30 protein-coding genes and 3 pseudogenes are annotated in these 25290 nt (G+C 35.8%); 11 read left to right on the top strand and 22 right to left on the bottom strand.

What is annotated here, in order from left to right; all coding sequences use genetic code 11:
* From KFD70_RS17935 to KFD70_RS17925, 3 genes and pseudogenes are all read right to left on the bottom strand, one after another.
* Window positions 1–363 (bottom strand): annotated as a pseudogene (locus KFD70_RS17935) (DNA internalization-related competence protein ComEC/Rec2); the annotation flags it as partial.
* Between the two features lie 29 nt (window positions 364–392).
* Window positions 393–950, bottom strand: coding sequence for a ComE operon protein 2 (locus tag KFD70_RS17930; RefSeq protein ID WP_336450151.1), 558 nt, complete (start codon window positions 948–950; stop codon window positions 393–395).
* 61 nt (window positions 951–1011) lie between these two features.
* A complete protein-coding gene (locus tag KFD70_RS17925; protein ID WP_336450152.1) occupies window positions 1012–1608 on the bottom strand; it encodes a helix-hairpin-helix domain-containing protein in 597 nt (198 codons plus the stop codon).
* An 82-nt stretch (window positions 1609–1690) separates the two neighbouring features.
* On the opposite strand from KFD70_RS17925, the gene comER reads away from it, so the two are divergent.
* Window positions 1691–2518 (top strand): late competence protein ComER, encoded by an 828-nt coding sequence (gene comER, locus KFD70_RS17920; RefSeq protein ID WP_336450153.1) that lies wholly within the window; start codon window positions 1691–1693, stop codon window positions 2516–2518.
* Between the two features lie 173 nt (window positions 2519–2691).
* Here comER and KFD70_RS17915 read toward each other — a convergent pair whose 3' ends face one another.
* From KFD70_RS17915 to KFD70_RS17880, 8 genes are all read right to left on the bottom strand, one after another.
* Window positions 2692–3441, bottom strand: coding sequence for a class I SAM-dependent DNA methyltransferase (locus KFD70_RS17915; protein WP_336450154.1), 750 nt, complete (start codon window positions 3439–3441; stop codon window positions 2692–2694).
* On the bottom strand, window positions 3438–3794 hold the full coding sequence (gene rsfS, locus KFD70_RS17910) for a ribosome silencing factor (RefSeq protein WP_336450155.1): 357 nt from the start codon (window positions 3792–3794) through the stop codon (window positions 3438–3440). The genes KFD70_RS17915 and rsfS overlap by 4 nt, the downstream gene beginning before the upstream one ends.
* Entirely contained in the window at window positions 3791–4360 is a 570-nt protein-coding gene (gene yqeK, locus KFD70_RS17905) for a bis(5'-nucleosyl)-tetraphosphatase (symmetrical) YqeK (RefSeq protein WP_431613267.1), read from the bottom strand. The genes rsfS and yqeK overlap by 4 nt, the downstream gene beginning before the upstream one ends.
* Window positions 4350–4919, bottom strand: coding sequence for a nicotinate-nucleotide adenylyltransferase (locus KFD70_RS17900; protein ID WP_336450157.1), 570 nt, complete (start codon window positions 4917–4919; stop codon window positions 4350–4352). The genes yqeK and KFD70_RS17900 overlap by 11 nt, the downstream gene beginning before the upstream one ends.
* A 169-nt stretch (window positions 4920–5088) precedes the next feature.
* Entirely contained in the window at window positions 5089–5382 is a 294-nt protein-coding gene (gene yhbY, locus KFD70_RS17895) for a ribosome assembly RNA-binding protein YhbY (protein WP_000955222.1), read from the bottom strand.
* 4 nt (window positions 5383–5386) lie between these two features.
* Window positions 5387–6220, bottom strand: a complete 834-nt coding sequence (gene aroE, locus KFD70_RS17890; protein WP_336450158.1) for a shikimate dehydrogenase — start codon at window positions 6218–6220, stop codon at window positions 5387–5389.
* A 15-nt stretch (window positions 6221–6235) separates the two neighbouring features.
* Window positions 6236–7342, bottom strand: a complete 1107-nt coding sequence (yqeH, locus tag KFD70_RS17885; RefSeq protein ID WP_431613266.1) for a ribosome biogenesis GTPase YqeH — start codon at window positions 7340–7342, stop codon at window positions 6236–6238.
* 3 nt (window positions 7343–7345) lie between these two features.
* A complete protein-coding gene (locus KFD70_RS17880) occupies window positions 7346–7858 on the bottom strand; it encodes a YqeG family HAD IIIA-type phosphatase (protein ID WP_336450160.1) in 513 nt (170 codons plus the stop codon).
* Between the two features lie 243 nt (window positions 7859–8101).
* Here KFD70_RS17880 and KFD70_RS17875 point away from each other — a divergent pair, with 243 nt between their 5' ends.
* Window positions 8102–8257 carry a sporulation histidine kinase inhibitor Sda gene (locus KFD70_RS17875; RefSeq protein WP_000850094.1) on the top strand — a complete coding sequence of 52 codons (156 nt, stop codon included), beginning with the start codon at window positions 8102–8104 and terminating at the stop codon, window positions 8255–8257.
* 147 nt (window positions 8258–8404) lie between these two features.
* Here the strand turns inward: KFD70_RS17875 and KFD70_RS17870 are convergent, their stop codons facing one another.
* The 4 genes from KFD70_RS17870 to rpmG all read right to left on the bottom strand — a co-directional run bounded on the left by KFD70_RS17870 (window position 8405) and on the right by rpmG (window position 12100).
* The gene (locus KFD70_RS17870) at window positions 8405–9202 is read right to left on the bottom strand and encodes a phosphatidylserine decarboxylase (protein ID WP_431613265.1); all 798 of its coding nucleotides are present in this window, start codon (window positions 9200–9202) and stop codon (window positions 8405–8407) included.
* A gap of 308 nt (window positions 9203–9510) precedes the next feature.
* On the bottom strand, window positions 9511–10224 hold the full coding sequence (gene sigK / locus KFD70_RS17865; RefSeq protein ID WP_026589857.1) for an RNA polymerase sporulation sigma factor SigK: 714 nt from the start codon (window positions 10222–10224) through the stop codon (window positions 9511–9513).
* Between the two features lie 138 nt (window positions 10225–10362).
* Window positions 10363–11856 carry a YcdB/YcdC domain-containing protein gene (locus KFD70_RS17860; RefSeq protein ID WP_431613264.1) on the bottom strand — a complete coding sequence of 498 codons (1494 nt, stop codon included), beginning with the start codon at window positions 11854–11856 and terminating at the stop codon, window positions 10363–10365.
* Window positions 11857–11950: 94 nt separating this feature from the next.
* Window positions 11951–12100 (bottom strand): 50S ribosomal protein L33, encoded by a 150-nt coding sequence (rpmG, locus tag KFD70_RS17855; protein ID WP_001265619.1) that lies wholly within the window; start codon window positions 12098–12100, stop codon window positions 11951–11953.
* 424 nt (window positions 12101–12524) lie between these two features.
* Here rpmG and KFD70_RS17850 point away from each other — a divergent pair, with 424 nt between their 5' ends.
* Complete coding sequence (locus KFD70_RS17850) at window positions 12525–13175, top strand: GTP pyrophosphokinase (RefSeq protein WP_336450163.1); 651 nt, start codon at window positions 12525–12527, stop codon at window positions 13173–13175.
* A gap of 27 nt (window positions 13176–13202) precedes the next feature.
* Here the strand turns inward: KFD70_RS17850 and KFD70_RS17845 are convergent, their stop codons facing one another.
* Window positions 13203–13667: a Cif family virulence factor gene (locus tag KFD70_RS17845; RefSeq protein ID WP_336450164.1), complete on the bottom strand. Its 465-nt coding sequence runs from the start codon at window positions 13665–13667 to the stop codon at window positions 13203–13205.
* Between the two features lie 56 nt (window positions 13668–13723).
* Window positions 13724–15109, bottom strand: a complete 1386-nt coding sequence (locus tag KFD70_RS17840) for an alkaline phosphatase (protein ID WP_431613263.1) — start codon at window positions 15107–15109, stop codon at window positions 13724–13726.
* Between the two features lie 292 nt (window positions 15110–15401).
* On the opposite strand from KFD70_RS17840, the gene KFD70_RS17835 reads away from it, so the two are divergent.
* Both KFD70_RS17835 and KFD70_RS17830 read left to right on the top strand, forming a co-directional pair.
* Complete coding sequence (locus KFD70_RS17835; protein ID WP_336450166.1) at window positions 15402–16241, top strand: GNAT family N-acetyltransferase; 840 nt, start codon at window positions 15402–15404, stop codon at window positions 16239–16241.
* Window positions 16242–16256: 15 nt separating this feature from the next.
* Window positions 16257–17138 carry an alpha/beta fold hydrolase gene (locus tag KFD70_RS17830; protein WP_431613262.1) on the top strand — a complete coding sequence of 294 codons (882 nt, stop codon included), beginning with the start codon at window positions 16257–16259 and terminating at the stop codon, window positions 17136–17138.
* Between the two features lie 41 nt (window positions 17139–17179).
* On the opposite strand, the gene KFD70_RS17825 is transcribed toward KFD70_RS17830, so the two are convergent.
* The 3 genes from KFD70_RS17825 to KFD70_RS17815 all read right to left on the bottom strand — a co-directional run bounded on the left by KFD70_RS17825 (window position 17180) and on the right by KFD70_RS17815 (window position 19066).
* Window positions 17180–17680: a DoxX family protein gene (locus tag KFD70_RS17825; RefSeq protein WP_336450168.1), complete on the bottom strand. Its 501-nt coding sequence runs from the start codon at window positions 17678–17680 to the stop codon at window positions 17180–17182.
* Window positions 17681–17941: 261 nt separating this feature from the next.
* A complete protein-coding gene (locus tag KFD70_RS17820; protein WP_431613261.1) occupies window positions 17942–18490 on the bottom strand; it encodes a delta-aminolevulinic acid dehydratase in 549 nt (182 codons plus the stop codon).
* Window positions 18491–19066 carry a histidine phosphatase family protein gene (locus tag KFD70_RS17815; protein WP_431613260.1) on the bottom strand — a complete coding sequence of 192 codons (576 nt, stop codon included), beginning with the start codon at window positions 19064–19066 and terminating at the stop codon, window positions 18491–18493.
* A 202-nt stretch (window positions 19067–19268) separates the two neighbouring features.
* Between KFD70_RS17815 and KFD70_RS17810 the strand changes: the two are divergent.
* From KFD70_RS17810 to KFD70_RS17800, 3 genes and pseudogenes are all read left to right on the top strand, one after another.
* Window positions 19269–19596, top strand: a pseudogene (locus tag KFD70_RS17810) (phosphoglycerate mutase).
* 26 nt (window positions 19597–19622) lie between these two features.
* Window positions 19623–20024 carry a hypothetical protein gene (locus tag KFD70_RS17805; RefSeq protein WP_431613259.1) on the top strand — a complete coding sequence of 134 codons (402 nt, stop codon included), beginning with the start codon at window positions 19623–19625 and terminating at the stop codon, window positions 20022–20024.
* Between the two features lie 73 nt (window positions 20025–20097).
* The gene (locus KFD70_RS17800) at window positions 20098–20220 is read left to right on the top strand and encodes a DUF4023 domain-containing protein (RefSeq protein WP_003200562.1); all 123 of its coding nucleotides are present in this window, start codon (window positions 20098–20100) and stop codon (window positions 20218–20220) included.
* A gap of 54 nt (window positions 20221–20274) precedes the next feature.
* Here KFD70_RS17800 and KFD70_RS17795 read toward each other — a convergent pair whose 3' ends face one another.
* A complete protein-coding gene (locus KFD70_RS17795) occupies window positions 20275–21462 on the bottom strand; it encodes a TolB family protein (protein ID WP_431613268.1) in 1188 nt (395 codons plus the stop codon).
* 405 nt (window positions 21463–21867) lie between these two features.
* Between KFD70_RS17795 and KFD70_RS17790 the strand changes: the two are divergent.
* The 3 genes and pseudogenes from KFD70_RS17790 to KFD70_RS17780 all read left to right on the top strand — a co-directional run.
* Window positions 21868–22125, top strand: a pseudogene (locus KFD70_RS17790) (Ig-like domain-containing protein); the annotation flags it as partial.
* Between the two features lie 226 nt (window positions 22126–22351).
* On the top strand, window positions 22352–24109 hold the full coding sequence (locus KFD70_RS17785; protein ID WP_431613258.1) for an aromatic amino acid hydroxylase: 1758 nt from the start codon (window positions 22352–22354) through the stop codon (window positions 24107–24109).
* The gene (locus KFD70_RS17780) at window positions 24090–24401 is read left to right on the top strand and encodes a 4a-hydroxytetrahydrobiopterin dehydratase (protein ID WP_277818426.1); all 312 of its coding nucleotides are present in this window, start codon (window positions 24090–24092) and stop codon (window positions 24399–24401) included. The genes KFD70_RS17785 and KFD70_RS17780 overlap by 20 nt, the downstream gene beginning before the upstream one ends.
* A gap of 16 nt (window positions 24402–24417) precedes the next feature.
* Here the strand turns inward: KFD70_RS17780 and KFD70_RS17775 are convergent, their stop codons facing one another.
* The gene (locus tag KFD70_RS17775) at window positions 24418–25275 is read right to left on the bottom strand and encodes a VOC family protein (protein ID WP_431613257.1); all 858 of its coding nucleotides are present in this window, start codon (window positions 25273–25275) and stop codon (window positions 24418–24420) included.
* Between the last annotated feature and the right edge of the window lie 15 nt (window positions 25276–25290).

Here is a 25290-nt window from a genome sequence, read left to right as displayed (position 1 = left end):
CAACTGTTCTTTTTGCTCAGCTGATTGAATTTTGTACATTAATTGCAATGTATCTTGATTAGAGACTTTTATTTGAAAAGAGAGTCGATCACCATTTATAAGAGGTGTAGTTTGAATCACACCTTCTGTCATTTCAAAGTTTAATTCTTTTGAAGGCTGATTTTTCCATTCAACATATGATGTATAGATGTAGCTACTAGCACATGTTACGATACAAAAAACGAGGACTTGATGTGAAGTACGATATATACAAAATAAAATATAACAACCAAATACACTAACAGACACCAACTGAAACGAGGAACAGGCGATTGCAATCCCCATAACAAACGAGATCGCAATATAGCCCCATTGACCACGCAACTTATACTCACCCCTTGTAGCAGATGCACTTATAGCATCTCTTTTGCTTTAGCGAATACTTGTTGTAATTCATTCATTGTTACATCATCTTTTTCTAAAGATGAAAACAGTTCTTTTAATTGTAAATTACGCTCTTGTTGCTCTAACGATGTAATACCATATTCAAGCGGAACATGTTTCACTGTTACATTTGCTTGCTCAAATAATTCTACAGCGTACGGGTGATTTTTATAATCTTGTGCGTAATAAACAGCTGTAATACCACTTTGAATAATGGCTTTACAACATTGCAGGCAAGGAAAGTGCGTAACATAAATCTCTGCATCCTCTGTTTTCGCACCAAATTTTGCACATTGCAACAATGCATTCATTTCAGCATGAATTGTGCGAACACAATGATTATCAATGACGTAACATCCATCGTCTATACAATGAACACCACCTTTGATTGAACCGTTGTATCCACCTGCGATAATTCGCTTATCACGGACAATCGTCGCTCCTACTGCAAGTCTCGTACACGTGCTACGCAGTGATAATAAATGACTTTGCGTCATAAAGTATTGATCCCAAGAAATTCGTTCCATATCTTCACCTACTTTTTCATCTACTTGTAGTGTAGCGAAAGAAGAAAAAGTTCGTCAATCCTTACGGAATAATTATTTTATCTTTTATTTTTTCAAGCGACTTCTCTCCAATACCATCTACCTCCAATAAATCTTCCATTTTTTGAAATGGTCCATGTTCTTCTCGATATTTCATAATATTTTCTGCTTTTCGAGGTCCAATTCCTGTTATTTTTTCGAGTTGTTCTTTTGGTGCAACATTAATTTGAATTTTCCCCTCCTGCCCTGAAGGTAGATTAGCTCCCTGCACTTGCTCTCCTTTTTTCGGGACATACAGAAGCATTTGGTCTTGCATGAGCTGCGCTAAGTTCACTTTTTCTATAGCAGCTTCGGGCAAAAAGCCACCCGCTTTTTCAATCCCATCTTTTACGCGTGCGCCCATCCCCATCTCATATACACCCTCACGATGCACAGCTCCTTTTACATCAATCACTATTGTTTTTTTCTGTTCTTTTGATTCTGTTACTTTTAATTTACTTTTGTTCTCTTCACTCTTCACATTTGGATTCACTTTCACAGTCGGTTGCTCACCTTGCTGCTTTGTCTGCCACATAAAGAAGATAAATACAACTCCAATAGCCCCTAATAAAGCGAGCCACTTCTTTTGAAAATTCTGCATGATTTTAATACCTCCAATTCATAAATTCACAACATAGTTCATATTGTTTAGGAGAAAGATGTTACGAAGGAGGGATGAAACATTGAACATAGGAATTATAGGGACAGGAAACATGGGGAAGATACTAATCAATGCATTTTTAGAAACCCGTGCTGTCAAACCTTCGTGCCTTACTATTATTAATCGTACGCCCGCCAAAGCATATCATATAAAAGAGAAGTATCCTTCTGTTCATATAGCAAAGACAGTGCAAGAGGTAATTGGACGCTCTCAGCTTATTTTCATTTGCGTTAAGCCTTTAGACATCTATCCAATTTTAAAGAAGCATGCTGCTCACTTTACTGATGAAAAATGTTTAATTTCTATTACAAGTCCCATATCAGCAAATCAATTAGAAAAGGTTGTATCTTGCAACGTCGCACGTATTATTCCAAGTATCACAAACCGAGCATTCTCTGGTGCCTCACTATTCACATTCGGAAAAAACTGTTCGAGAGAATGGGAACAAAAGTTACTTCGTTTGTTTAAAAATATTTCTACACCCATTGTGATCGGGGAAGATATTACAAGAGTCTCATCTGATATCGCAAGCTGTGGCCCTGCATTCTTTAGCTACTTGCTGCAACGTTTCATTGACGCTGCTGTAGCTAAAACAAATATTACTCATGAGGAAGCAACTACTTTAGCAAGTGAAATGATTATCGGAATGGGGAAATTACTAGAAAAAGAAATTTTCACATTACCAACTCTGCAAGAGAAAGTATGTGTTAAAGGCGGTGTTACAGGAGAAGGCATTCGGATTTTAGAGGATCACGTTGGAGATATGTTCCATAAATTATTCGAGCAGACACATGAAAAATACGATGAAGATTTAGAAGGCGTAGAGCAGCAATTTGATAAGCACACATAAACAATACGCCACAATGATACAAAATCCTCTTAAAACTTCTTATCTTTTTCTCATCCGATTTTTTATCAAACTTTATTTTTTGTATTTTATAGATACTACTTTTCTACTTTTCTATCAATAAAACATTGTATTCTAAACAAAACAAAAGCAACCTAATCGGTTGCTTTTGTTTTTTAGCCATTCTTTTTCGCCATAAAAAAGATACGCTCCGTTTGTTCAGTGACTTCCATTCGTTCAAAATCGCCCGTTACACGCAGCACTGTAAAACCAGTTTCTTCAAGCCATTTTGTTATGAATTCAACTGAATAGGCACGTTGCACGTGACATTCATCAAAACGATGGTATACACCTTCCTCTGGATCCTGTACAAAGAATGACAAATCATGTTCTACACTATTTGACTCTTCGCCAGGGAAGCAGTTCCAAATAAGAGCTATCTCTTCTCCATTGACTGTGTACGTTTCATTTTGAAATACATGATGAATTTTGTATAAAGAATGTACATCAAATAAGAATAGACCATCTTGACGCAAATGGTGGAATACTCGTCTGAATGTCTCTTGTATTCCTTCTTCTTCCAATACATAATTCAATGAATCACAAAAGATTGTCACACAATCAAATTCACCTGGAACATCCAGGTCTCTCATGTCTTGTTGGTAAAAAGGAATAAAATACCCTTCTCCTCCAAGTTTTTGCTGGGCGACTGTTAGCATTTCCTCCGAAAGATCGACACCAATCATGTCATAACCTTTTCGTACAAGTGGAAGTGTTACATTCCCAGTCCCGCATGCTACATCAAGAATTTTCGCCTCTTTCAAGCCTGCCTGTTGCAGGCTTTCCTCAGTGAATTCTACCCATTTATCATATGGGACATCATTCATGAGTTCATCATACAACAATGCGAATTGCTCATATCTCATTGGCTTAACTCTTCTGTAATATCTTCACGTGGCACATCGCCCCATAGACGCTCTAAATTATAATGATCACGCTCATCTTTATGAAATACATGCGCAACCACATCACCAAGGTCCACTAGAACCCAACGCGCTTCATCGAAACCTTCCATACGTTGTACGTCGATTTGGAACTCATGTGCCTTCGCTTTAATTTCACGCGCAATTGCTTGTACTTGTTTATCAGAGTTCCCGTGACAAATAATGAAATAATCTGCAATTGGTGAAATCCCCTGCATATTTAGTACAACCATATCTTCTGCTCTTTTATCATCAGCTGCTTTTGCTGCTAACACTAATAAATCTCTATCTTTCATTCAGTAACTTCCTCCTTCAGGACTGCATTGTATGTTTGAAATGTTAACGGATAGATCGTTTGATCCTTTTCCATTAAAAATTGAATCGTACGTTTTAATGCAAACAATAAAGCTTTATTTATATCTTCCTTTGCTAATTTCCGCGCTTCTTCCACACCTGGGAATTTACGGCCAGGTTCAATATAATCGGCTACATAAATAACTTTATCAAGCATTGTCATCTTTTCATGACCACTTGTATGATATGTAATAGCTTGCAGAATTTCAGTGTCAGTAATACCGACTTCTTTTTCTACTAAGTATGCCCCAACTGGCGCATGCCATAACTCTTTGTTGTAGTGAAGTAAATCTTTCGGCAGCTCTTCCTGCTTAATAATGTCTTCCATTTCTTGAATCGGTCTACATTTTGCATAATCATGAAATATAGCAGCCGTTTCTGCTTTTTTTTCATCCACGCCGTATAGCTTAGCAAGTTCAATTGCCGTTTCCATTACACCAATTGTATGTATATAACGTTTTTCATGCATTTGTTGTTTTACAATCTCAAGTGCTTTCTCACGATTCATACAACCCATTCCTCTCGATATATACCTGTACTTGTTCTGGAAGCAAATATTTGCACGTTTTCTTCTCCTTATATCTCTTTCGTAGTAAGGAGGATGAAACAGCAAATTCCGGAATCTCTACCGTGACGATTTCATAAGGCGTATTTAGTGTGTACCCCGGCCTTGCAACTCCAACAAAAGTTACAAGCTGAAGTAATTTCTCAATGTTATACCATTTTGGTAAATACTCCACCATATCTCCACCAATAATAAAATAAAACTGCACGTCCGGATGCTTCTTTGTCAATTGTAACATAGTGTCATATGTATAGGATGGACCTTCTCTTTTTAGCTCTTCTAAACAAACCGAGAAATACTCCTCTTGCCCAATTGCTAATTCTAACATGTCTAATCGATTTTCCACACTTGTAATATTGCGATCCTGTTTATGAGGTGGAATTTGATTCGGCAAAAACCATATTTCATCAAGCGCAAGTGCATCATACACCTCATTTGCGATCAACAAATGTCCATAATGAGGCGGATCAAATGTGCCGCCAATGATTCCGATCTTTTTCAAATGAAACGCCCCCTCTAATTTACAAGCAGTAATCTTTCCGAAATAATATGAGAGAGATTACTGCCAGTAAAAGTTCAATTGGTCTAAACCCTATTAGCAAAAACAAATCCCGAACATAGCGAGCATAAACTATGGAAACGACCTACGTCACTCTAAGCACAGTAAATTACTATTGTGGAAGTTTGATTTGTTTATTTTCTCTTGATTCTTTATATAAAACAATTGTGCTTCCAATTACTTGGACGATTTCTGCTCTCGCACCTTTAGCCAGTTCTTCTGCAACTTCGCGGCGGTCGAATTCACAGTTTTGTAATACGCTCACTTTAAATAACTCACGAGCTTCTAATGCATCTGCAATTTGTTTTACCATATTTTCATTCACGCCGCCTTTTCCAACTTGAAAAATCGGTGTTAAGTGATGTGCTTTTGCACGTAAAAATCTTTTTTGTTTTCCTGTTAACATATAGTTAGCCTCCAAGCTTTCTCATTACTAGTTGTTTCATTCTTTCGATATTTGGCATACATCCTGTCCACATTTCAAATGCAAGTGCTCCTTGATAAACAAACATATCGATTCCATTTTGCACGATGGCCCCTTTCGCTTTCGCATCTTGCAAAAGCTTTGTCTCAAATGGATTATAAATAATATCCGAAACAATCGTTCCTTGTTTCAAAGTTCGAATTTGCAACGGTGTATGTTGGACATGCGGATGCATTCCTATCGTTGTCGTATGAATGATAATATCATAATTTCCTTGTTCTTCAGTTGCTTGCTCTAACGAAAGAGCATGCGATGTAATCTTCTCTTGACATCCTGCGATAAGCTGAGTTGCCTTTTCCACAGTTCGATTTGCAATATCAATTTCTTTTACTCCGGCGTCTGCAAGCGAAAAGTAGATAGCGCGGCACGCTCCGCCTGCACCGAGTAATAAAATACGTTTCTGATAAAGTGGTTCTTTACTAATTGATTGTAAGGAACGAACATACCCAATTCCATCCGTATTATAACCAATTAGTTTTCCATCTCTATGAACGACCGTATTCACAGCACCAATTTGCTTCGCTAACGGATCAATTTCATCTAAGTATTTCATAATTGAAACTTTGTGCGGAGTTGTAACATTAAACCCTGAAACTCCTAATGCTTTTAAACCCGTCACCGCTTCCCCTAATGTGTCCTCTTCTACAAGAAACGCATGATAATGAGCATCTATATTTAAGTTCTTAAATGCATCGTTATGCATGAGCGGTGACAATGAATGTCCTATTGGATTCCCGATTACACCATATAATTGTTTCATAAATCCCTCTCCATATTAAATTAAAGATTTACGTAATGAAACACTAACTCCTTTTGGTACATGAGCAATAATCTTCGCTCCTGGCTCGTTCACCGTAACCCAGCCCAGTCCAGAGAATACAACATCTGTTTTTGCTTCACGAATGTTAAATTCATATTTCACAAACTCAGGCATATTTTCTCGTTCTTCTGGAGTTGGTGGATTTAATAATTCCCCAACATGTTTTTCATATAATTCATCAGCTTTTTCAAGCTTTGTACGATGAATTGTTAGGCGATTTGAGAAATGACAAGTGAACGCACGACGCCCACCACTCACATAATCAAAACGTGCTAATCCACAGAAGAATAATGTTTGTTCTTCGTTTAATTGGAATACCATCGGCTTGATCTCTTTCGTAGGTGTAATAAGCTTTAAGCTTTGCTTCCCAACGTAATGTGCCATTTGATGGTGATTAATAATTCCTGGTGTATCATATAAAGAAGATGTTTCATCTAATGGAATATCAATTAAATCAAGTGTTGTTCCTGGGAAATGAGATGTTGTAATCACATTCTCAGTTTCTTCACTAAATTCTTTAATCATACGATTAATAAATGTAGATTTACCAACGTTCGTACATCCTACAACATATACATCCTTACCACCGCGATACTGTTCAATTGCCTCCGCAAGTTCACGAATACCTTGTCCCTTTGCTGCACTAATTAAAAAGACATCTTCTGGTTTTAAACCAAGTTGCTTCGCACTATAGCGCATCCAATGTTTCACTTTATCGTGTTTTACCGACTTCGGAATTAAATCCGCTTTATTTCCAACAAGCAATACTTTATTGTTCCCTACAAAACGATGTAAACCTGGTAACCAGCTACCATTGAAATCAAAAATATCTACAATTTTGACAACAAGCGCATCTGATTGCCCAATTCCATTTAGAATACGAAGGAAATCATCGTCTGTTAAAGACACATCTTGAATTTCATTATAATGTTTCAAGCGAAAACATCGCTGACAAATTACTTGTTCTTTCTCTAAAGATGAAGTTGGTGCATATCCGACTTCATTTTTATTTTCTGTTTGAATCTCTACACCGCAACCAATACATTTAATTGTTTCAGTCAAACTTTATTCCTCCCAGTTAATTAAACCTTTTTTCTTCATATTTCTCATAATTCTTCGCTCAATCTTTCGATTAAAGCGTGTTACTAATCCATCTGTTTGAGCCACTGGTACGACTAAAATGGTATATAGGCCAACGCGATTTCCGCCCAGTACATCTGTTAACAATTGGTCTCCAATAACAACTACTTCATCAGCTGCTAAATTCATTTCTTGTATCGCACGCTTAAAAGCACGAACAAATGGCTTACGTGCGCTATGGATAAACGGAATGCCCAGTGGATCTGCAAAATCCTTTACACGTTGCTCATTATTATTCGAAACAACCGTTACTTGAATGCCTTGCTCTTTCATTTTTAAAAACCATTGCTCTAGCTTAGGTGTTGCATTCGGACGATCCCATTCAATTAAAGTATTATCTAAGTCAGTAATAATCCCTTTAATCCCGCGTTTTTTTAAATCTTCTGGTTGAACATGATATACGTTTTTCACGTATTCATTTGGTAAAAACAATTTCAATCTCTTTCACCTCTTTGAGGAGTTTTCATAAAATTTTTCGACAACATTTTTCGATAGCCCACTTGTGGATAACATTGTGCACATTTTCCACATTAATATTTCAGTTAATTCTCAATTTATTAACAATTAACACACATTTTATCCACGGCTATATGTGGATAACCAGCCGTTTGTGACTATCATATTTTTTTGATACAGTAGATGCAACAAAGAACCTATCCTTTTTATCGGAGGTGACTCACCTTGAAAACGAAACATATGGAACAGTTATCTACTGAGTTACTCACTGAGTCTTATTATAAAGCAAAAGAACTAAAATTAAATCCTGACTTCATTTTACTTATAAAGCAAGAAATTATCCGGCGATCGTTAGAGGACAAGCTTGTCAAATCGTCTTGAGTATATAGATTGCTGCTTCACCTGTAAAAAGAGCCATCCTCAAGATGGCTCCTTAAATAAAATGAAGCTTTCCTCCATAGGAACTTTTCACCTAGCACATAAGCTCATCTAACTTCTTAGTCCTCTCACAATTTTGCGATAAAATTTTTACTGTCCGCTACCATTAGATATGCGAGTTGCAATTTTTTCACCAAGGCGAAGTTCTTGACCACTCATTAACGTTGGAACAACTTCAACCATTCCTTTTTCAAACAGTAAAACGACTGTTGAACCAAAAGTAAAGTATGCCATTTCTTCACCTTTTTGAACAGCATTTCTTTCATGAAGTAACTCAATACTATTTACAAACATAGCTCCTACTTTTACAAGTGCCATATGTTGTCCTTCACTATCAACCTCTGTGATAGAACGATAATTCTTTGACAGCGGCTCTTTTCCATATTTCATCCCTGCTGCATTTACTGGGTATGATTTTCTTCCAAGTACAAATCGTTCTGTTACAGTACCTGAGAGAGGGCTATGAATACGATGATAATGGCTTGGACTTAAATAAATAACCATATATGTACCGCCAGCATAACGCTTTGCTCGCTCTTCATTACCTAGCATATCCACAATCGAATAGCGCTTGCCTTTAATATGAAATATTTTCGTTTCTTCAATAGGGCCATAATCAGCGAATACCCCGTCAACTGGACTAACAATACTTGATGCCGCTGCATCTATTTCTCGTTTTCCTTCTTTCAATTTACGTGTAAATAATTCATGCAGCGTCTTGTACTCCTTTAAATCCTTTTCCATCTCATCCTGATTCAGTTGAAACACTTTAGCATAAGATGAAATAATAATAGAACTTAAGCGAGACTGTGCAAATTTACGTAATATATAAGAAGTAAAACGCCCGTTTGTAAGTTCGATCATGAGTCGATATAATGTACGTCGCAAACCGCGAAACCTCCTAATAATTCTTAATCTAACAATTAAGTTTAGCTTTCCCTTCTTTTCTTTCTGTATCATACAGTAAAATTCTTGAAAATGATTTTTATGTTCAATTATTACAAAGCAAATCCACTATGTAAGAAAGAATAGGTACTATTTCATCCTTAAATTCGCTAGCACCTTCTAATATTACAGATAGAACTCCGCATTTTCAACAGTGAACGGTATATTTCTTCTTATAGTTTCTTGTTTTATTCGCTTTTCGTCAAACAAAAAAAACGGCTGCACTCGAACTGCAGCCGTATTACGCACCTTTATGCTTTTCCCTTCTTTTCCTTCTCCGCCCTAACAAATTCATGAAACATTTTCATCAGTGCCCGCTTCTCAATCCGTGACACGTAACTTCTTGAAATCCCTAACGCTTTCGCAATTTCTCGTTGCGTTTTTTCCTTATCAAGACCAAGTCCGAATCTTTTTACAATCACTTCTTTCTCTCGTTCATCTAAAATATCGATATACTCCTTGATCTTTTCTAATTCCATGCTGAGCTGGATCATATCGATTACATCTTCAGATTCAGATTTTAAAATATCGATAAGTGATATTTCATTCCCTTCTTTGTCCTGTCCGATCGGATCATGAAGTGAAACATCTTTTTTTGTTTTCTTCAGTACACGCAAATGCATTAAAATTTCATTTTCAATACAACGAGCCGCATATGTCGCTAGCTTCGTCCCTTTCCCCGCTGAATAACTCTCAATTGCTTTAATGAGCCCAATCGTTCCAATGGAAATTAAATCTTCCGCATCTTCACCTGTGTTTTCAAATTTCTTAACAATATGAGCCACAAGCCGTAAATTATGTTCAATTAAAAGATTTCTCGCGTGAGCATCACCTTGCTCCATTAACTCTAAGTATTTTTTTTCATCATCTGATGACAATGGCTGTGGAAACGCATTATTTTTAACATAAGAAACAAATATAAACACTTCACGAATCATGTATCCAATTGCGGCGAATAGACTCAACTCCTTCACCTCCGCCAAAATAGTGGTCTTTACTATATGTATGTGGGCGGATGGTTGTTTGTGTCTGTACCCATTTAAGAATAGAAACGCATAAAAAAATTCTTGTGGCATAACCACAAGAATTCCTTAACACTTGTCCTATTTACTCCAAATTACTTCTCCTGTATGCGCATCGATATAGCGAATTTCTCGTCTCATAAAATGATCAATATGATACGTTTCACTGTTCTCAGTTGTCGTTTGTTTATAAATTAAGTCATATTTCGGTATATCTGTATCGTTATTTTCATGCCACTGTAATTCAACACGAAGGGCATTTCTATATGTTGCTAATACTTCTTCTTTACTTATCTTTGCAATTGTTTCATAAGTGCGTAACTCTTCTACTACACTCTGAGATATCCCGCTATACATTATAACATGCCCTGTCGCTGTATCTATGTTAATCATAACCAATGAACAATCAACTGGAATACCATTTACATACACATCAAAGCAGAACCTACCTGGGCTTTCCTCTTCCTCATAGTTATCCCAAAGACGAAGATACGCTGCCACATTGGGAATGACTTGTTCTAAAAATTGGAGTGCTTTCTCTAAACATTGTTCTCGTGACAATATTGCTTTTTCATCTCTCCCAAAGGCCAGATTAAAATAATGAAGCAATGTACCTGACTCCTTATCAATTCCAATTACCACTGGATTCTCATACCGTAACATAGGGGAATGTTTTTTATAAAAATCATCCATTAAGTAAGTTTGATTCTCTTCCTGTTCACCTTCTAATTCTTCTCGTGGAACAAATTTCATTCGTATTTCATTTTCACATTCATCTTCAGATATTTTTACAAACTGGTTCTCATCCAAAGTAAGTAAACGAAAAATATCTGTTTCTTGCTTACCATTACTTTCAGATACACTTACCGCTACTGTAGGTGGTGATTGATAATGTTCTGGCCCATGTAAATCTTTCCCTGTACATGCATCAATAAACGCTACACTCGGATCTGGCTCATAGACAAGACGGTATCCACTTGCTTCTTTCCCACTATCATATTCGTATAAACTAGGCAGCAATTCCACAAATATAAGTCTCATCTTCTGCCTACCTTTTAACACTTCCAAAACAATTTTTTCATCTACAATTGACTCCGGCCATACTGGTTTTTCTTTCAATCCATGATAATGCTGAAATGCTATAACATTGCCTGTTGGATGAACGCGGACAACACACTCTGTATTCGGCAATGGATATCCATTTACTTCTTGTAAATAATGGACCGCTGGCACCCCGCACCAATCTCGCACATACACGTATGTATAATTCGCGTATTCCTTTGGGATATGTTTCCTTACAAACAAATGAGCAATTTCTTTCGCCTTTTCTTCACTTATTCCTTCATCCTGAACTTGGAAATAATCCTCATCATCGATATCTAATTCAATTAGTTCGCCTGTATGTCTATTTAAGGAAATCCGTATATTCTTCTCTGCATCATCTTGATGTTCCCAAAATAATACATGGAATGGATCATCTACTGTCTTTTGATCATCTATAACAAGATGATACTCATCTGGAATTCCAATAATATGTGCGACTTGTTTCTTTCTCTCTTCATTTTTTGAATTCATCCTATCCCCCCTTTTCCAGTTTTCTCCATCATAACATCTTTCTCAAAAAGATTGCTTGATCCCAAGCAAAAACAGCTAGATTTCTCTAGCTGCTTTACTTCGTTTCACGATGCAACGTCACTCGCTTTAATCGTGGACAATATTTTTTTAGTTCAATACGTTCCGGATTATTTCGTTTATTCTTCTTCGTAATATAATTACGATCACCGCATTCTGTACAAGCTAATGTAATGTTTACACGCATATGTAAGCCTCCTTTTCTTCAAAGATCACAAATAAAACGTAATGATTACGATTTATATATTAAACGCTATTATTTCTTTTGTCAATTGTGCAATTAAAAATATATTCCCCACTCCATTCAAAAGAAGTTTATCCTATATTAATGGCCGTAGTAGCACATTTTTTTACAATCATTCTAAAAAGACAAAAAACTGAAACAATTAGTTCATACGAAATTCACATCAATCTATTACTATTAGAATTGTACATAATCAATTTACTAACAATCTAATTTATTGATATATGAAAACCCTTTAGAAAGGAGTTAGCAAAATGAAAGCCAAATACCGTTTTATGATCTCATCATTTGCAGCATGTGCTTATATGATTTGGTATTTAGTATAATAATCAACCTTATTTGCAAATATGAAAAGGTGTGTATATAGATGGAATATAACCAATCAACCGTTAACTATTGGAAAGCATTTGTATTACCTTATACATTCGCTTTAGAAGAATTACGGACCAAATTCGAAATTATGAACCGGGAAGCTCAATTTCTAGAGGACTATAACCCGTTTGAACATATAAAAACAAGATTAAAACAACCTGAAAGCATTATTAAAAAACTAGAACGTAAAAATTTAGCACCAACCATTGCAAATGCGCAAACACATTTGCAAGATATTATCGGTATCCGAATCACATGTTGCTTTGTAGAAGATATTTATCACTTAAAACAAGTCATTGAAAAACGTGATGATATGGAAATTGTAGAAATAAAGGACTACATCGCTAATCCAAAGCAAAACGGCTATAAAAGTTTGCATATGATTATTAAATATCCACTAGCATTGAATTCTGGTACAAAAGAAGTATTTGCAGAAATTCAATTACGAACACTCGCAATGGACTTTTGGGCAAGTTTAGAGCATAAACTCTATTATAAATATGAAGGGAATATTCCTGATTACTTGAAAGATGAACTTCATGATGCTGCCATGAAAGCTGAAGATCTTGATAATAAAATGGCAACTATTCGCCAAGATATCGATGAAATTGAAGCATGTTCAAGTCAAATTTTACTACCATTATAAAAAGGTTCCCCTCGGACGGGAACCTTTTTATTTCTTTTCTATCGTTCGGACTTCTTCAATTTTCCAATGCTCATCTTCTTTTCCAAGTGCATATTGCACCTTTTTCTGAAGAGCGCTTCCACTATCTATCTCTTTTTCTTCTGTTTCCACAATAACAAAATTACTTTTTGAACCTTTGATTTGAACCTGATTCAACTCAATTTTCTTACTTTCTTTTTGAAACGCAGCTTCCTTTTGTGTACGTAAATCCTCAGCACCAACAATTTTGTCCGAAAACAGAGCCATATGTTGATTAAAATCCTTTTCATTTGTTGTTTGAACAAACGCCTCAATCACATTTTGAACTTCTTTTTCATCTTCCGGTGTTATTTGTATCTTTGGTTCCTGTTTCACCGTGGTCTCTTTTTTCTGTGTTTCTTGATGAGATTGGCATCCTATTAACAATAATCCAACTATAAGGACAAATCCTATTTTCTTAGTGAAATTTTGCATTCCATCTTCCTCCCAAAAAGAAAAAGCAAGGTGAAATACCTCACTTTACTCTATAACTATTGTCTGCCTTTATTAGGGTCACCGCCACCAACAATATCGAAAACACGTTTTGCTAAATTGGTATTTTCTTGAACGCCAGAGAATAGATATTTACCTGGTCCGAATGCATATACGTTCACATCTTCACCAGTATGTCCACCTGTTGTCCAACCTGTAAATGAACGTTTATTGAAGATTTCTTCAATTGCATTATCAATTTTCGTTACATCTTTTGATGGTGCAATATCATTTACAGATTTGATTTCTTCTGGTGTTAATTGTAAATCAATATATTTTTTCAACGTTTCTTCTACATTTGCACCTTTTGCAATTTCATTTGCCATAAAGTCTGGTGTACGTTTCGCAGCTTTAATTGCATTTGCATTAAAGTTATATTCACCGTTTGCACCAAGAGAGAATCCACCAGTAGAATGGTCAGCTGTTGCAATAACTAATGTATGTTTATCTTTTTTTGCAAATTCAATCGCTGCTTTAAATGCTTTTTCAAAGTCTTCCATTTCACTCATAGCACCAACAACATCATTATCATGCCCAGCCCAGTCAATTTGACTACCTTCTACCATTAAGAAGAAACCTTTATCGTTTTTGTTTAAACGATTGATTGCCGCATTTGTCATTTCTTCTAACGAAGGTGTTTTTTCATTACGATCAATCATTTTATCTAAACCACCTGGTGCAAATAAACCAAGAATTTGATCATTTTTATCATTTAATAATTGCTCACGATCTGTTACATAACTAAACCCTGATTTCTTAAATTCTTCTGTAAGGTTACGATCTTTTCTTACAAAGTTATTTACACCGCCGCCGAGAAGAACATCTACTTTATGTTTCCCATTAATTTTCTCATCAAAGTAATCATTTGCAATTGCATCCATATTTTTACGGCTAACATCATGTGCACCGAAAGCAGCTGGTGTTGCATGTGTAATTTCAGAAGTTGCAACTAAACCTGTTGATTTCCCTCGTTCTTTCGCTTGTTCGAGCACGGTTTTGACTTCCGTCTTGTCATTATCAACCGCAATTGCCGAATTATATGTTTTAACCCCTGCTGACATCGCTGTTGCCGCAGAAGCTGAATCTGTAATATTTTGATGTTCATCTTCCGCATACGTTTTTTGCGTTCCAACAAGATGCTTATCAAATTCTGTTGACTCCATTTCAAACGTTTTCGGATTGTCTTTCATATAACGATGAGCAGTTATATATGAAGGTCCCATACCATCCCCAATTAACACAATTACGTTCTTAATTTTCGCGTTATTTTCCTTCCCGTCCGCTTTAATCACATCCGAACGTGTAATATTCCACGTTGCAACCGAAGTAAGTGCTAACGATGTAACTACTGCAAATGGCCATGCCTTCTTCATAAACTTTTTCACTTGTCATGTCCCCCTAATAGGTTATTAAGTTCCCAACACCCAATTTAAAGGAAGACTATTAAGGAAAAGTTAGCTTTATGTAAATATTTTGTTAAGTTATGTAAATTTCCGTTATGATTTGTATATCTTTGTCTTATATTATCGAGCTTTATCACCTTTACAAAACAGAAAAAAACTCGTGTAGATTTTTCAAAACTTTAAATTATTACTTTATATTCTCTCTATTTATAACTGAATATTTATTTTTTCATGATAAAATATTTCTACTAAATTAAAAGTGTGGTGATTCAATATGCAAATACACAAACTAAATGAATCTAATATTTCACAGCTCATTTCTCTTTGCGAAGCTATTGGATGGTTACAACCTAAATCGTTTATGCAAAAACAATTTGAAATGTACCTATCGATCGGAAGCTTATTTGGCTATACACATAACGAAAAACTAATTGCTACTGGCGGAGTGTTCCCTTCCGAATCTGGATTTTCTTCTATCGGTATGCTAATGGTTCACCCCAATTTCCAAAAACAAGGAATCGGTCGTACCCTACTCAATATTGGTGTGCAACAAGCACCACCTTCTCTTCCTGTTATGCTCATTGCAACCGATGCTGGCGTACCTTTGTACCAAACATATGGATTCACGACAATTACAACAATCCATCGCTTTGAAAAATTTGTTATCAATCCATCTATGAATTCCCCTTATTTGAAGAAAATTAGACAATATGATCTTCAATCGCTCATTAATCTTGATCAAACCGTAACAGGAGCACGTCGCCCAAGGCTCTATTCCATATTAATAGATAGGGCAACACTCGGGTTTAAAATGGAAAGAAAACACAAGATAGAATCTTTTGCATTATGTATACAAAAAGGAGCTACACTTTGCATTACCCCTCTTATCGCTAAGCATGAGGAAGACGCAATTCAATTATTACAGTCTATTTGCACAAGCTGGAATGGAACAATCCGTATTGATGTTCCACACTCACAATTTACATTTCGAGCATACATGGAATCGCAGGGATTTCAAGAAACACTTATTTCACCGCTTATGATAAAAAACGGAAGCCATCTACCTGGAAATCGCGACCATTTATTTGCTATGATGGATGCAGCGTTATGTTAGAAAGGGGACACCTATTTGAAACGACTAAAATATGGTATGGTTGGTTGCCTTGCTCTCACATTATTAGTAAGTTGCAACGCTACCGAAAAACCAGTAGAAAAAGTGAAACAAGTAAAAAATACAATTGCAACAAAACTAAGTACGGATGAAAAAATGGTTGAAATAGACGGACAAACTATTTATTTCAAACAAATTGGGGATAAAAAACCACCTTTACTCATGCTTCATGGGTTTGGCGGATCTTCCAATGGTTTTAGCGATATTTATTCAGACTTAGCAAAAGATCATACAGTCATCTCTGTTGATATTTTAGGCTTTGGTCATTCATCCAAACCGATGGATTTTCATTATTCTTTTCCAAATCACGCCAACCTTTACTATAAGTTAATGAAAAAATTAGGCTATGATACATTTGCAGTACTTGGTCACTCCATGGGAGGAGAAATTTCTCTTAATTTAACATATCTATATCCAGCTGCAGTTACTCATCTCATTTTAACTGATGCTACAGGCGCTATATCATTAACGAATAAAAACGCTTCCCCTAAACCCCAGTTATCAAATGATTTACATACTGTTTCTTCTATTACAGATTATGATGAAAGCAAAGTGAAATTTAAGCGCGATGATACGGAGCATTATAACCAAATGAAAATGTGGCCTAGACGTCTTCGTATTAATGCTAGTGAAATTAAACTTCCAACTTTAATTATTTGGGGGAGAAATGACAGTAGTGTGTCATGGAAAGAAGGCGAGTCTTATCATCAATTTTTAAAAAACAGCACCTTCCATATTATAGAAAAAGGGTATCACGCACCCTTCCGCCAAGAACCGAAAGAATTTATGAACTATGTAAAAGAATTCTTTGACAAGCACCCAATCGAAACAACAAAGTAACAAAAACGGGTATCTCACCTTTAAGATACCCGTTTCATATATTAAGCAGCTTGCTTCTGCCCTTTTTGAGTTTTTGAGCCTAATAGTTTAGGTACAACCCAGCCATCAAGTCCAATTTTTCCAGCATTCATGCCAGCAACTAAAACGAACATAGATAAAATAACCATTTGTGGATTTACACCTAGAGACCCACTAAACATATAGGAAAAGTTCATTACAAGGCCAAAAAAGACAGCTGTTTTTGTTAAACAACCTACAATTAAACCAATTCCAACTAGAATTTCTCCCCATGTTACAAGTGTGTTGAATAGATCCACATTCGGAATTGCAAAGTCTTGTAAAAATGATGCCCACCAAGACTGCACCGCTGGTTGTGCTCCTTTTGATTTTTCAATAGCCCCTTGTAAGTATCCCGTTGCGTCAAACCCTTTTCCCTGTAGTTTCCCGATTCCAGCCATTAGCCATGTGTATCCAAGATAAACACGGATAACCGCTAACACAAAAGAAACTGCTTTGTTCTCTCTTAAAAATTGAATAGCCATATCTTCCTCCTAAAGATGTAATTAAGTTGGTTACAGGTATTATCATAACATTAGTTACTTATTTTTAAAATGTAAATTATGAATAATTTGTGAAATTTTCATTTCATGTCAAAAACTAATATTTATATAGTTACTTTGTTTCCCTGTAAAAACTTGAAAATATCATAACATAATTGATAATGATTTTCATTAAGAAAGTGTGAAAGAATTGTGTGGTAAATGTGAAACGTGTTTATCCTATATTCGGATAAACACGTTTTATTATTTATATAATTCAAATGTAAGTGTCTCGTTATCTAATGATTTTGCAACTTGAAATGCATCATCTATTGTTTTTTGATGATTGATAACCTCATAAAATATGCGTATTGTCAACATAAGTGCCGCATTTCCATCCACATAATCGGTTGAACCTATATAAGTTTTTACACCACTATTTAAAAATGCTTCTACAAGTTTTGGATCACCTAAAGTACAGCCGTTATTGATAATATATTTATTATGCAATTTTGCATATTGTTTAATTTCAGTTACACCAAAGTTTCCTCTCGGTTCATCTTTCTCATAGACATCTTCTCCTAATTCTTCTATTACAAATTCCCCTTCTTCACCATGAAAGCAAAAAATAATATAATCTATATCTTCATACAAACTTTTCCCTGAAAGAACATCCATCAAATCCCGAGGTCGACCAATCCAATATGTAATAACTCTTGCTCCAAAATACTCAAGCGTCGCTCGCAGCGATTGTGCTTCTAAATCAGAATTATCGCCGACTATTAACGCAATATTCAAACAAAAAACCTCCATTCATAAGTTTATTTCATACACACCTGTTTCTTCTAAAAAATCCTCTCTTGTTAATCTCTGCTTTTGTAAATATTGTCTATATGCTGTAATTGTTCCATCATGGGAAACGATGCAGATCCTTTCAGCCTTTAATGTATAACACCAATTGATAAATTCATCTGCTCTATTCTGAAATTCCTTATCTGAAATCGTATTTATCCCCTGATTACATAACATATCATTTGTGCTTTCTCTTAAAGAAAAACTAGGAAATAACTCTTGAATTACCTTTGTATCTAACAACCTGTCACATAGTAATGTTCTTGCTCCTTCACGATAAGGAAAAATACGAGGAGAAATATATGGATGAGTTATTTTACGGCAAATTACTTGCGAGCTCCATATTGCTGCAGTTTGTAATGTGCGAAATGTGGGGCTTGCTATTAATACATCATTTTCTGTTAGTGGTAAACTACTTCGAAGTAACAACGCTTGTTTTTCACCTTCTGTTGTCAAAGGAGGATTTTCTATTTGCAAACTTTTTGGTAAATCTTTTGTATGTTTACCCTCACCATGTCTTATAAATATAAGTTTCATAGTTTCAATCCTCCCATGAAAAATGAAAATATATGATTTTTTTTGCTATTGCTTTTGCATAGTCTCTAATCTTCTACATCTCCTCCCTAATTCCTTCCAGATATCCTGTAAAAAAGTTTTGACATATCAATTGGAAATTATTATGATAATTTATGTAAAATACTTTTTACAGTTTTATCTTTAAAGAGGGAACTTACAAATTATGAATTGGGTAATTTATTTTATCGGTATGATACATAAATGGTTTCTTTACAAGCGATAAAAATTCCGCACCTTGGATGAAAGATGATGAGCGTGAAAAAGAAATTAAATATAAAGCGATTGTAGCGAGTTGGTCAGGCGTGTTTCTGTTTTGCATCATTAGTCTCTTCAATAAATTATTAGGTTTAGAGGGAGGACAAAAATCACCTTACTTGCCAGATTCTTTCGCGAAAATTTCACAAGAGAATGTAGAATTACAAATTTTACTTATTCTCTTCCTAATGTATGGAATTTATTATTTATATTACCGAAGAAAAATGAGTGCTTGAACAAACGAAAAGTAGAGTGATACAAAATGAAGTCTTTCTTACTCGATTTATCTGAAATTCAACCCAGTCAATTATTTTTAAATGAAGTAAAAATCATACGATTACAGCAATCCTTTTCAGCCTTGCAAACAGTGACAAATTCACCATTACCCGTTAAGCAATTAGACGATAAAATTATCTTTACTGACGGTCATACTCGTGCATATATGTATTGGTTAGCTAATATAAAACAAATTCCTGTTTATTGGGACGAAGATCCTTTGCATTACGAACTGTACAAATTATGTGCAGAATGGTGTACTGCAAAGCACATTTTTCACATTGGGCATTTACATACACGTATTTTATCAGTTTCCCGATACGAATTAGCATGGATTCAAAAATGTATGCAAGCCGAAAAAACTATACAAAATCATACAACCTTTTAATTTTCAGCTTATGATTCCTTCCTAAATGGATATAGTAAAAGAGATACAACGAAACCTACAGGAGGATTCATCAATGAGTAACTCAAATGATTTTTTAGACACAATACACGAAAAACAAGCGAAAGACGAGCAAAACAGAAAACGTCAAGGGAATGGAAACCCTGGAAAAAAGAAACCAAATAAAACGCACAAATAATCGGTACACATTCTAAACAAAGCCACCTAAAAAGTATATTTTAGGTGGCTTTGTTTAATCCTCTTTTACGGAAATAACATCCTCCCAATTCCACTTTTCATAATATGGCTGGGGAACATCTATATTTTCAATCCACTTCTTCACTTTTGATCCATCCCCATTCGCCAACCACATATCTGCCTTTTTACGATTAGAGCGCACCCATGTCAGTTGATTTTCACTTTTTATATAAACTGGATTGTAATCTCCATATTTTTTTGGAGGAGTTGTAATTTGACGTTGCCGATTTGTTTGAATATTTACTTGGTATAAAGAAGGTAATGATCTTTTTTCTTCTTCGTTTTCCCACTCCATTTCTCTTGCTCTTGAAAGTGTAATAACTTCATTACTATGCCATGTAAAATCCCAATCGACATATCCTTTCGGAGTAAATTTTTCTTGTTGAAGAGCAGGTAATTCCTTTACTTTTAAATGTTTATTTTCTAACGCAAATCTTCCACTTCCTTCAATATAGGCTAATATATTTTTCGATGGCGCCCATTGTATCCACCCACTGTTTAATAACATTTGATCTACCTTTTTAAAATGACTTCCATTCGCTTTCAAAAGACAAAGCGTATTACTATCTGCTGACCACGAAGCAGTTGGTACAGCTAAAAAAGCAATCCACTTTTGATTTGGAGACCATTTGAAATCACTTGCAACATAAGCTAAGAAATCCTCCTGCATACTCGGTAATGAATACAGATGCTTCATTTTATTTGGATTCATTCCAGCATCCTTTTGTACTTCGTATAGTTGCGCTCCTGTCCAGCCCGTCGGAAGCAACTGAGCCTCAGATGAAACAAGAAATCTCTTTCCATCCGGATACCATGCATAGTCCCCCACACCTGATGATACATTTTCAAACGTTGCATCCTTCTTTTCTACATCGAATGTATTTAATGTACCTGTAAATTCAAATGCAATTATATTTTTTACCGGCGACCATTGATAATTCGTTGCTTCTGTCTGAGACGGAACAACTTTTTTTCCATCCGTGACGCGGTACAATTCAAGCCGATTTTGTTCTTCTCCTTTTCCGTATGCAATCCATTTTCCATCGTATGACCATTTAGGTTTTGTTATGTACTCTCCTTTTGTTATTTGTTTTTCTTTTACATCGATTTTTATCCAAAGATTATGGTTACGAATGAAAGCAACTTGAATCGCTCTACTCTCTGCACTACTAACTGATATCATAAGAAAAAATAGAATTACAGCTATAGAGCAACTAGCCATCATTTTTTTCACGATATAATCTCACCTCTTTTCCTTTTTCATAGCATCCCTCACATTTAGTCTGCTATATACAAAATCCCTAAAAACTCAACAAAACAACCTATATTTTTACATTTTTCATAACAAAAACTATAAAAATATTTATAATTTTCAGATGACTTTGTGGTATTATGTCAAATTTATGATGTAGCCAACATTCATGTTGTTTTGCACAAATCAATACGAGAGGATTATCGATACATTTTGAGAGGGTTGGCACATTTTATTAGAGGGAGTTTCAATAAAAAAAACTACATCTGCATTACTAAGTATGGCACTCGTTTTTTCCAGCTTTGGCGCATTGAGTACACATGCTGAAACGCTGCAAAAGGAAAAGTCGACGATATATTACTAGATTGGATGACAGAGTCAGGCTGGATTGCTCCTGGGCTTCCTGTTACAATGCAGTATGAAATCAATGGAAATGGAACATGGGAACTTGCATTTGTGAACGCTTGGGAAAAGAACTTTGGCATTTATTTTGACCGCGCTCAATTACAGCAAGGAAAAAATACAATTCACATTGTGGCAACGGATGCTGCTGGAAATAAATCAGAATTAAATGTTGATTTAGAAATAAAGTAACTGAAAAGAAAGAAAATTCCCACTTACAAATAAGGTGGTACCGTGATTTTTTCGCCCTTATCGAGCTTTTCGATGAGGGCTTTTTCTATTTCTCACGAAAACAAATGTTAAATAATTCCGAATCTTATGATAAAATTTTATAAGCGCTTACAATTTTTGAAAGGGGGGTGATATACACAAAAGTAACTGTAACAGTTTTTGCAGATAAAAAAGGAGGATGTATCTAATGACAAAGAAAACAGAAATTCCATCACATTTAAAACCATTTGTATCTACGCAGCATTACGATCAGTACACACCAGTTAATCACGCTGTGTGGCGTTACATTATGAGACAAAACCATAACTTTTTAAAAGATGTTGCTCATCCAGCCTATGTGAACGGACTTCAATCATCCGGTATTAATATAGATGCAATTCCAAAGGTGGAAGAAATGAATGAGTGCTTAGCACCGAGCGGTTGGGGAGCTGTAACGATTGATGGACTAATTCCTGGTGTAGCATTCTTTGATTTCCAAGGTTATGGTTTATTACCAATCGCAACAGATATTCGTAAAGTGGAAAACATTGAATATACACCAGCGCCTGATATTGTTCATGAAGCAGCTGGACATGCACCGATTTTACTTGACCCTACATATGCAAAGTATGTAAAACGATTTGGACAAATTGGAGCAAAAGCATTTTCAACGAAAGAAGAGCATGATGCTTTTGAAGCTGTACGCACATTAACAATTGTAAAAGAAAGTCCAACCTCTACACCAGAAGAAGTTGTAGCGGCTGAAAAAGAAGTTGTCGAAAAGCAAAAACTTGTTTCTGGTTTATCAGAAGCAGAACAAATTTCTCGTCTTTTCTGGTGGACAGTCGAGTACGGTTTAATTGGAGATGTAGACAACCCTAAAATCTACGGAGCTGGCCTGCTTTCTTCTGTTGGTGAAAGTAAGTATTGCTTAACAGACGCCGTAGAAAAAGTTCCATTCTCAATTGAAGCTTGCACAAAAACAACATATGATGTTACAAAAATGCAGCCTCAGCTATTTGTATGCGATTCATTTGAAGAGTTAACAGAAGCACTTGAGAAATTTTCTGAAACAATGGCTTTCAAAACCGGTGGTGCAGAAGGATTAGAAAAAGCAATTCGTTCTGAAAACAACGCAACTGCTGAGCTAAGTAGTGGATTACAAATTACAGGTACATTTGCGGAGATGATTCAAAATGATGTTGGTGAAGTCATTTACATGAAAACAAATACACCGACAGCATTAGCGCTAAACAATAAACAATTGCAGGGGCATTCTACAGCTGTACATCAAGATGGCTTTGGTACGCCAGTTGGTTTATTGGAAGGCAATATCTCACTCGAAGATCGCACTGATGAGGAGTTACAATCACTAGGCATTATCATCGGTAATCGTGCGGAACTATCCTTTGCCAGCGGTGTTCATGTAAAAGGAACAGTAAAGGATATTGTGAAAAACAATGAGAGAATCGCTCTTATTTCATTTACAGATTGCACAGTGGTTTACAAAGATCGTCTATTATTTGATGCTTCATGGGGAGCGTTTGACATGGCAGTTGGGGCAAAAATCTCTTCTGTATTCCCAGGCGCAGCAGATGCAGCTGCATTCTTCCCGGTAGATGAGGAAGTAGAAGAAACATCAGCACCACTTACATTAACAGAGCTTGATCGTATGTATCAAACAGTTCGTGACATTCGAAATGAAGGCGTGTTACAAAATTCACACGTAGAGCAATTAGGAACCATTCAAGAGGTACTAAATAAGTTCTATACAAAGGAATGGTTACTTCGTCTTGAAATTTTAGAATTACTTTTAGAGCATAACAAAGGACACCAAGCATCTACCGCATTACTAGAGCAGCTCTCTACCTTTACAGAAAACGAATCTGTACAGCGCTTGATTAACAATGGTCTTGCCCTACTCCCAATAAAGGATGTGAAAAAGAATGCAACGCCTAACAGATGAAGAAGTACAAGAAGAATTAACAAAGTTAGATAAATGGACAGTGAAAGATGAAAAATGGATTGAAAGAAAATATATGTTTTCCGACTACTTAAAGGGTGTCGAATTTGTCTCTGAAGCCGCCAAACTATCAGAAGAACATAATCATCATCCATTTATCCTTATTCAGTATAAAGCAGTCATTATTACTTTGTCATCATGGAACGCAAAAGGTTTAACTAAACTTGATTTTGAGCTCGCGAGACAGTTTAATGAGCTTTTTTTACAAAATGAAAAAGCAATTATAAGAAAGTAAAAAAGAGAAGCCTTGATTAGGCTTCTCTTTTTGTAATGAAGTGAATACAGTGACCAAACGGATCTTCTACTTGCAATATTCCATCTTTGTACGTCGCAACCGTGCCAATATATTTTAAGCTTTCACATACTTTCTCTTTTTCTTTTTCATCTGCTAGTACAATTGTGAAATATTTCAAGCCGACAGAATTTGGCATTTGGGGCGGCACACCTTCACCTTGCCATGTATTTAAACCAACATGATGATGATAACCACCTGCTGAAACAAATAATGCACCGTTTCGAGCTGGAATCGTCACTTCAAATCCAAGCCCATCTACATAAAAGCGTTTTGCTTCTTCTAAATCAGCAACATGTAAATGGATATGTCCCATTACTGTTCCGCTTGGAAATCCATTCCACTCATTTCCTTGTTGTAATAATCCTTCACCATCTAATGGGTTACTAACAAACGGAAGCTCTCCCTTTTCATCGCGCCATACTTCTCTTTGACGATCTTGATAAATTTCGATTCCATTTCCATCTGGGTCAGCTAAATAAATCGCTTCGCTAAAGTAATGATCTGCCCCACCGTGTAACGGATATACTTTCTTCACAAGGTGACGAAGAACATTTGCCAAATCTTGTCTACTTGGTAGTAAGATTGCAAAGTGATATAAACCAGTGCGACTTCTTTGTTTTGGAAGAGCATTTTCTTTCTCCTCTATTATAAGAAGTGGTTCATTATTTTCATTGCCAAGTGTAGCAATCTTCTCTTCTTCTTTTATCAGTTTCAGTCGTAATACATCCGTATAAAATGCTATAGACTGTTGTAAGTTCGATACATATAAATGAACCGCACCGAGTGTTGTATTGGGATGAAGTTGAAAGCTCATATTGTTATGCCCCCA

The organism is Bacillus pfraonensis (genome assembly GCF_050768835.1).
Classification (GTDB): domain Bacteria; phylum Bacillota; class Bacilli; order Bacillales; family Bacillaceae_G; genus Bacillus_A; species Bacillus_A pfraonensis.
This window is presented reverse-complemented; position numbering and strand designations above follow the sequence as displayed.

Excerpts from the sequence above, each read along its gene's own strand:
- KFD70_RS17930 (WP_336450151.1), bottom strand. The coding sequence starts at position 950 with ATGGAACGAATTTCTTGGGATCAATACTTTATGACGCAAAGTCATTTA.
- KFD70_RS17925 (WP_336450152.1), bottom strand. The coding sequence starts at position 1,608 with ATGCAGAATTTTCAAAAGAAGTGGCTCGCTTTATTAGGGGCTATTGGA.
- KFD70_RS17915 (WP_336450154.1), bottom strand. The coding sequence starts at position 3,441 with ATGAGATATGAGCAATTCGCATTGTTGTATGATGAACTCATGAATGAT.
- rsfS (WP_336450155.1), bottom strand. The coding sequence starts at position 3,794 with ATGAAAGATAGAGATTTATTAGTGTTAGCAGCAAAAGCAGCTGATGAT.
- yqeK (WP_431613267.1), bottom strand. The coding sequence starts at position 4,360 with ATGAATCGTGAGAAAGCACTTGAGATTGTAAAACAACAAATGCATGAA.
- yhbY (WP_000955222.1), bottom strand. The coding sequence starts at position 5,382 with ATGTTAACAGGAAAACAAAAAAGATTTTTACGTGCAAAAGCACATCAC.
- aroE (WP_336450158.1), bottom strand. The coding sequence starts at position 6,220 with ATGAAACAATTATATGGTGTAATCGGGAATCCAATAGGACATTCATTG.
- KFD70_RS17860 (WP_431613264.1), bottom strand. The coding sequence starts at position 11,856 with ATGAATTCAAAAAATGAAGAGAGAAAGAAACAAGTCGCACATATTATT.
- rpmG (WP_001265619.1), bottom strand. The coding sequence starts at position 12,100 with ATGCGTGTAAACATTACATTAGCTTGTACAGAATGCGGTGATCGTAAT.
- KFD70_RS17850 (WP_336450163.1), top strand. The coding sequence starts at position 12,525 with ATGGAATATAACCAATCAACCGTTAACTATTGGAAAGCATTTGTATTA.
- KFD70_RS17845 (WP_336450164.1), bottom strand. The coding sequence starts at position 13,667 with ATGCAAAATTTCACTAAGAAAATAGGATTTGTCCTTATAGTTGGATTA.
- KFD70_RS17835 (WP_336450166.1), top strand. The coding sequence starts at position 15,402 with ATGCAAATACACAAACTAAATGAATCTAATATTTCACAGCTCATTTCT.
- KFD70_RS17825 (WP_336450168.1), bottom strand. The coding sequence starts at position 17,680 with ATGGCTATTCAATTTTTAAGAGAGAACAAAGCAGTTTCTTTTGTGTTA.
- KFD70_RS17820 (WP_431613261.1), bottom strand. The coding sequence starts at position 18,490 with ATGGAGGTTTTTTGTTTGAATATTGCGTTAATAGTCGGCGATAATTCT.
- KFD70_RS17815 (WP_431613260.1), bottom strand. The coding sequence starts at position 19,066 with ATGAAACTTATATTTATAAGACATGGTGAGGGTAAACATACAAAAGAT.
- KFD70_RS17805 (WP_431613259.1), top strand. The coding sequence starts at position 19,623 with ATGAAGTCTTTCTTACTCGATTTATCTGAAATTCAACCCAGTCAATTA.
- KFD70_RS17800 (WP_003200562.1), top strand. The coding sequence starts at position 20,098 with ATGAGTAACTCAAATGATTTTTTAGACACAATACACGAAAAACAAGCG.
- KFD70_RS17795 (WP_431613268.1), bottom strand. The coding sequence starts at position 21,462 with ATGATATCAGTTAGTAGTGCAGAGAGTAGAGCGATTCAAGTTGCTTTC.
- KFD70_RS17785 (WP_431613258.1), top strand. The coding sequence starts at position 22,352 with ATGACAAAGAAAACAGAAATTCCATCACATTTAAAACCATTTGTATCT.
- KFD70_RS17780 (WP_277818426.1), top strand. The coding sequence starts at position 24,090 with ATGCAACGCCTAACAGATGAAGAAGTACAAGAAGAATTAACAAAGTTA.
- KFD70_RS17775 (WP_431613257.1), bottom strand. The coding sequence starts at position 25,275 with ATGAGCTTTCAACTTCATCCCAATACAACACTCGGTGCGGTTCATTTA.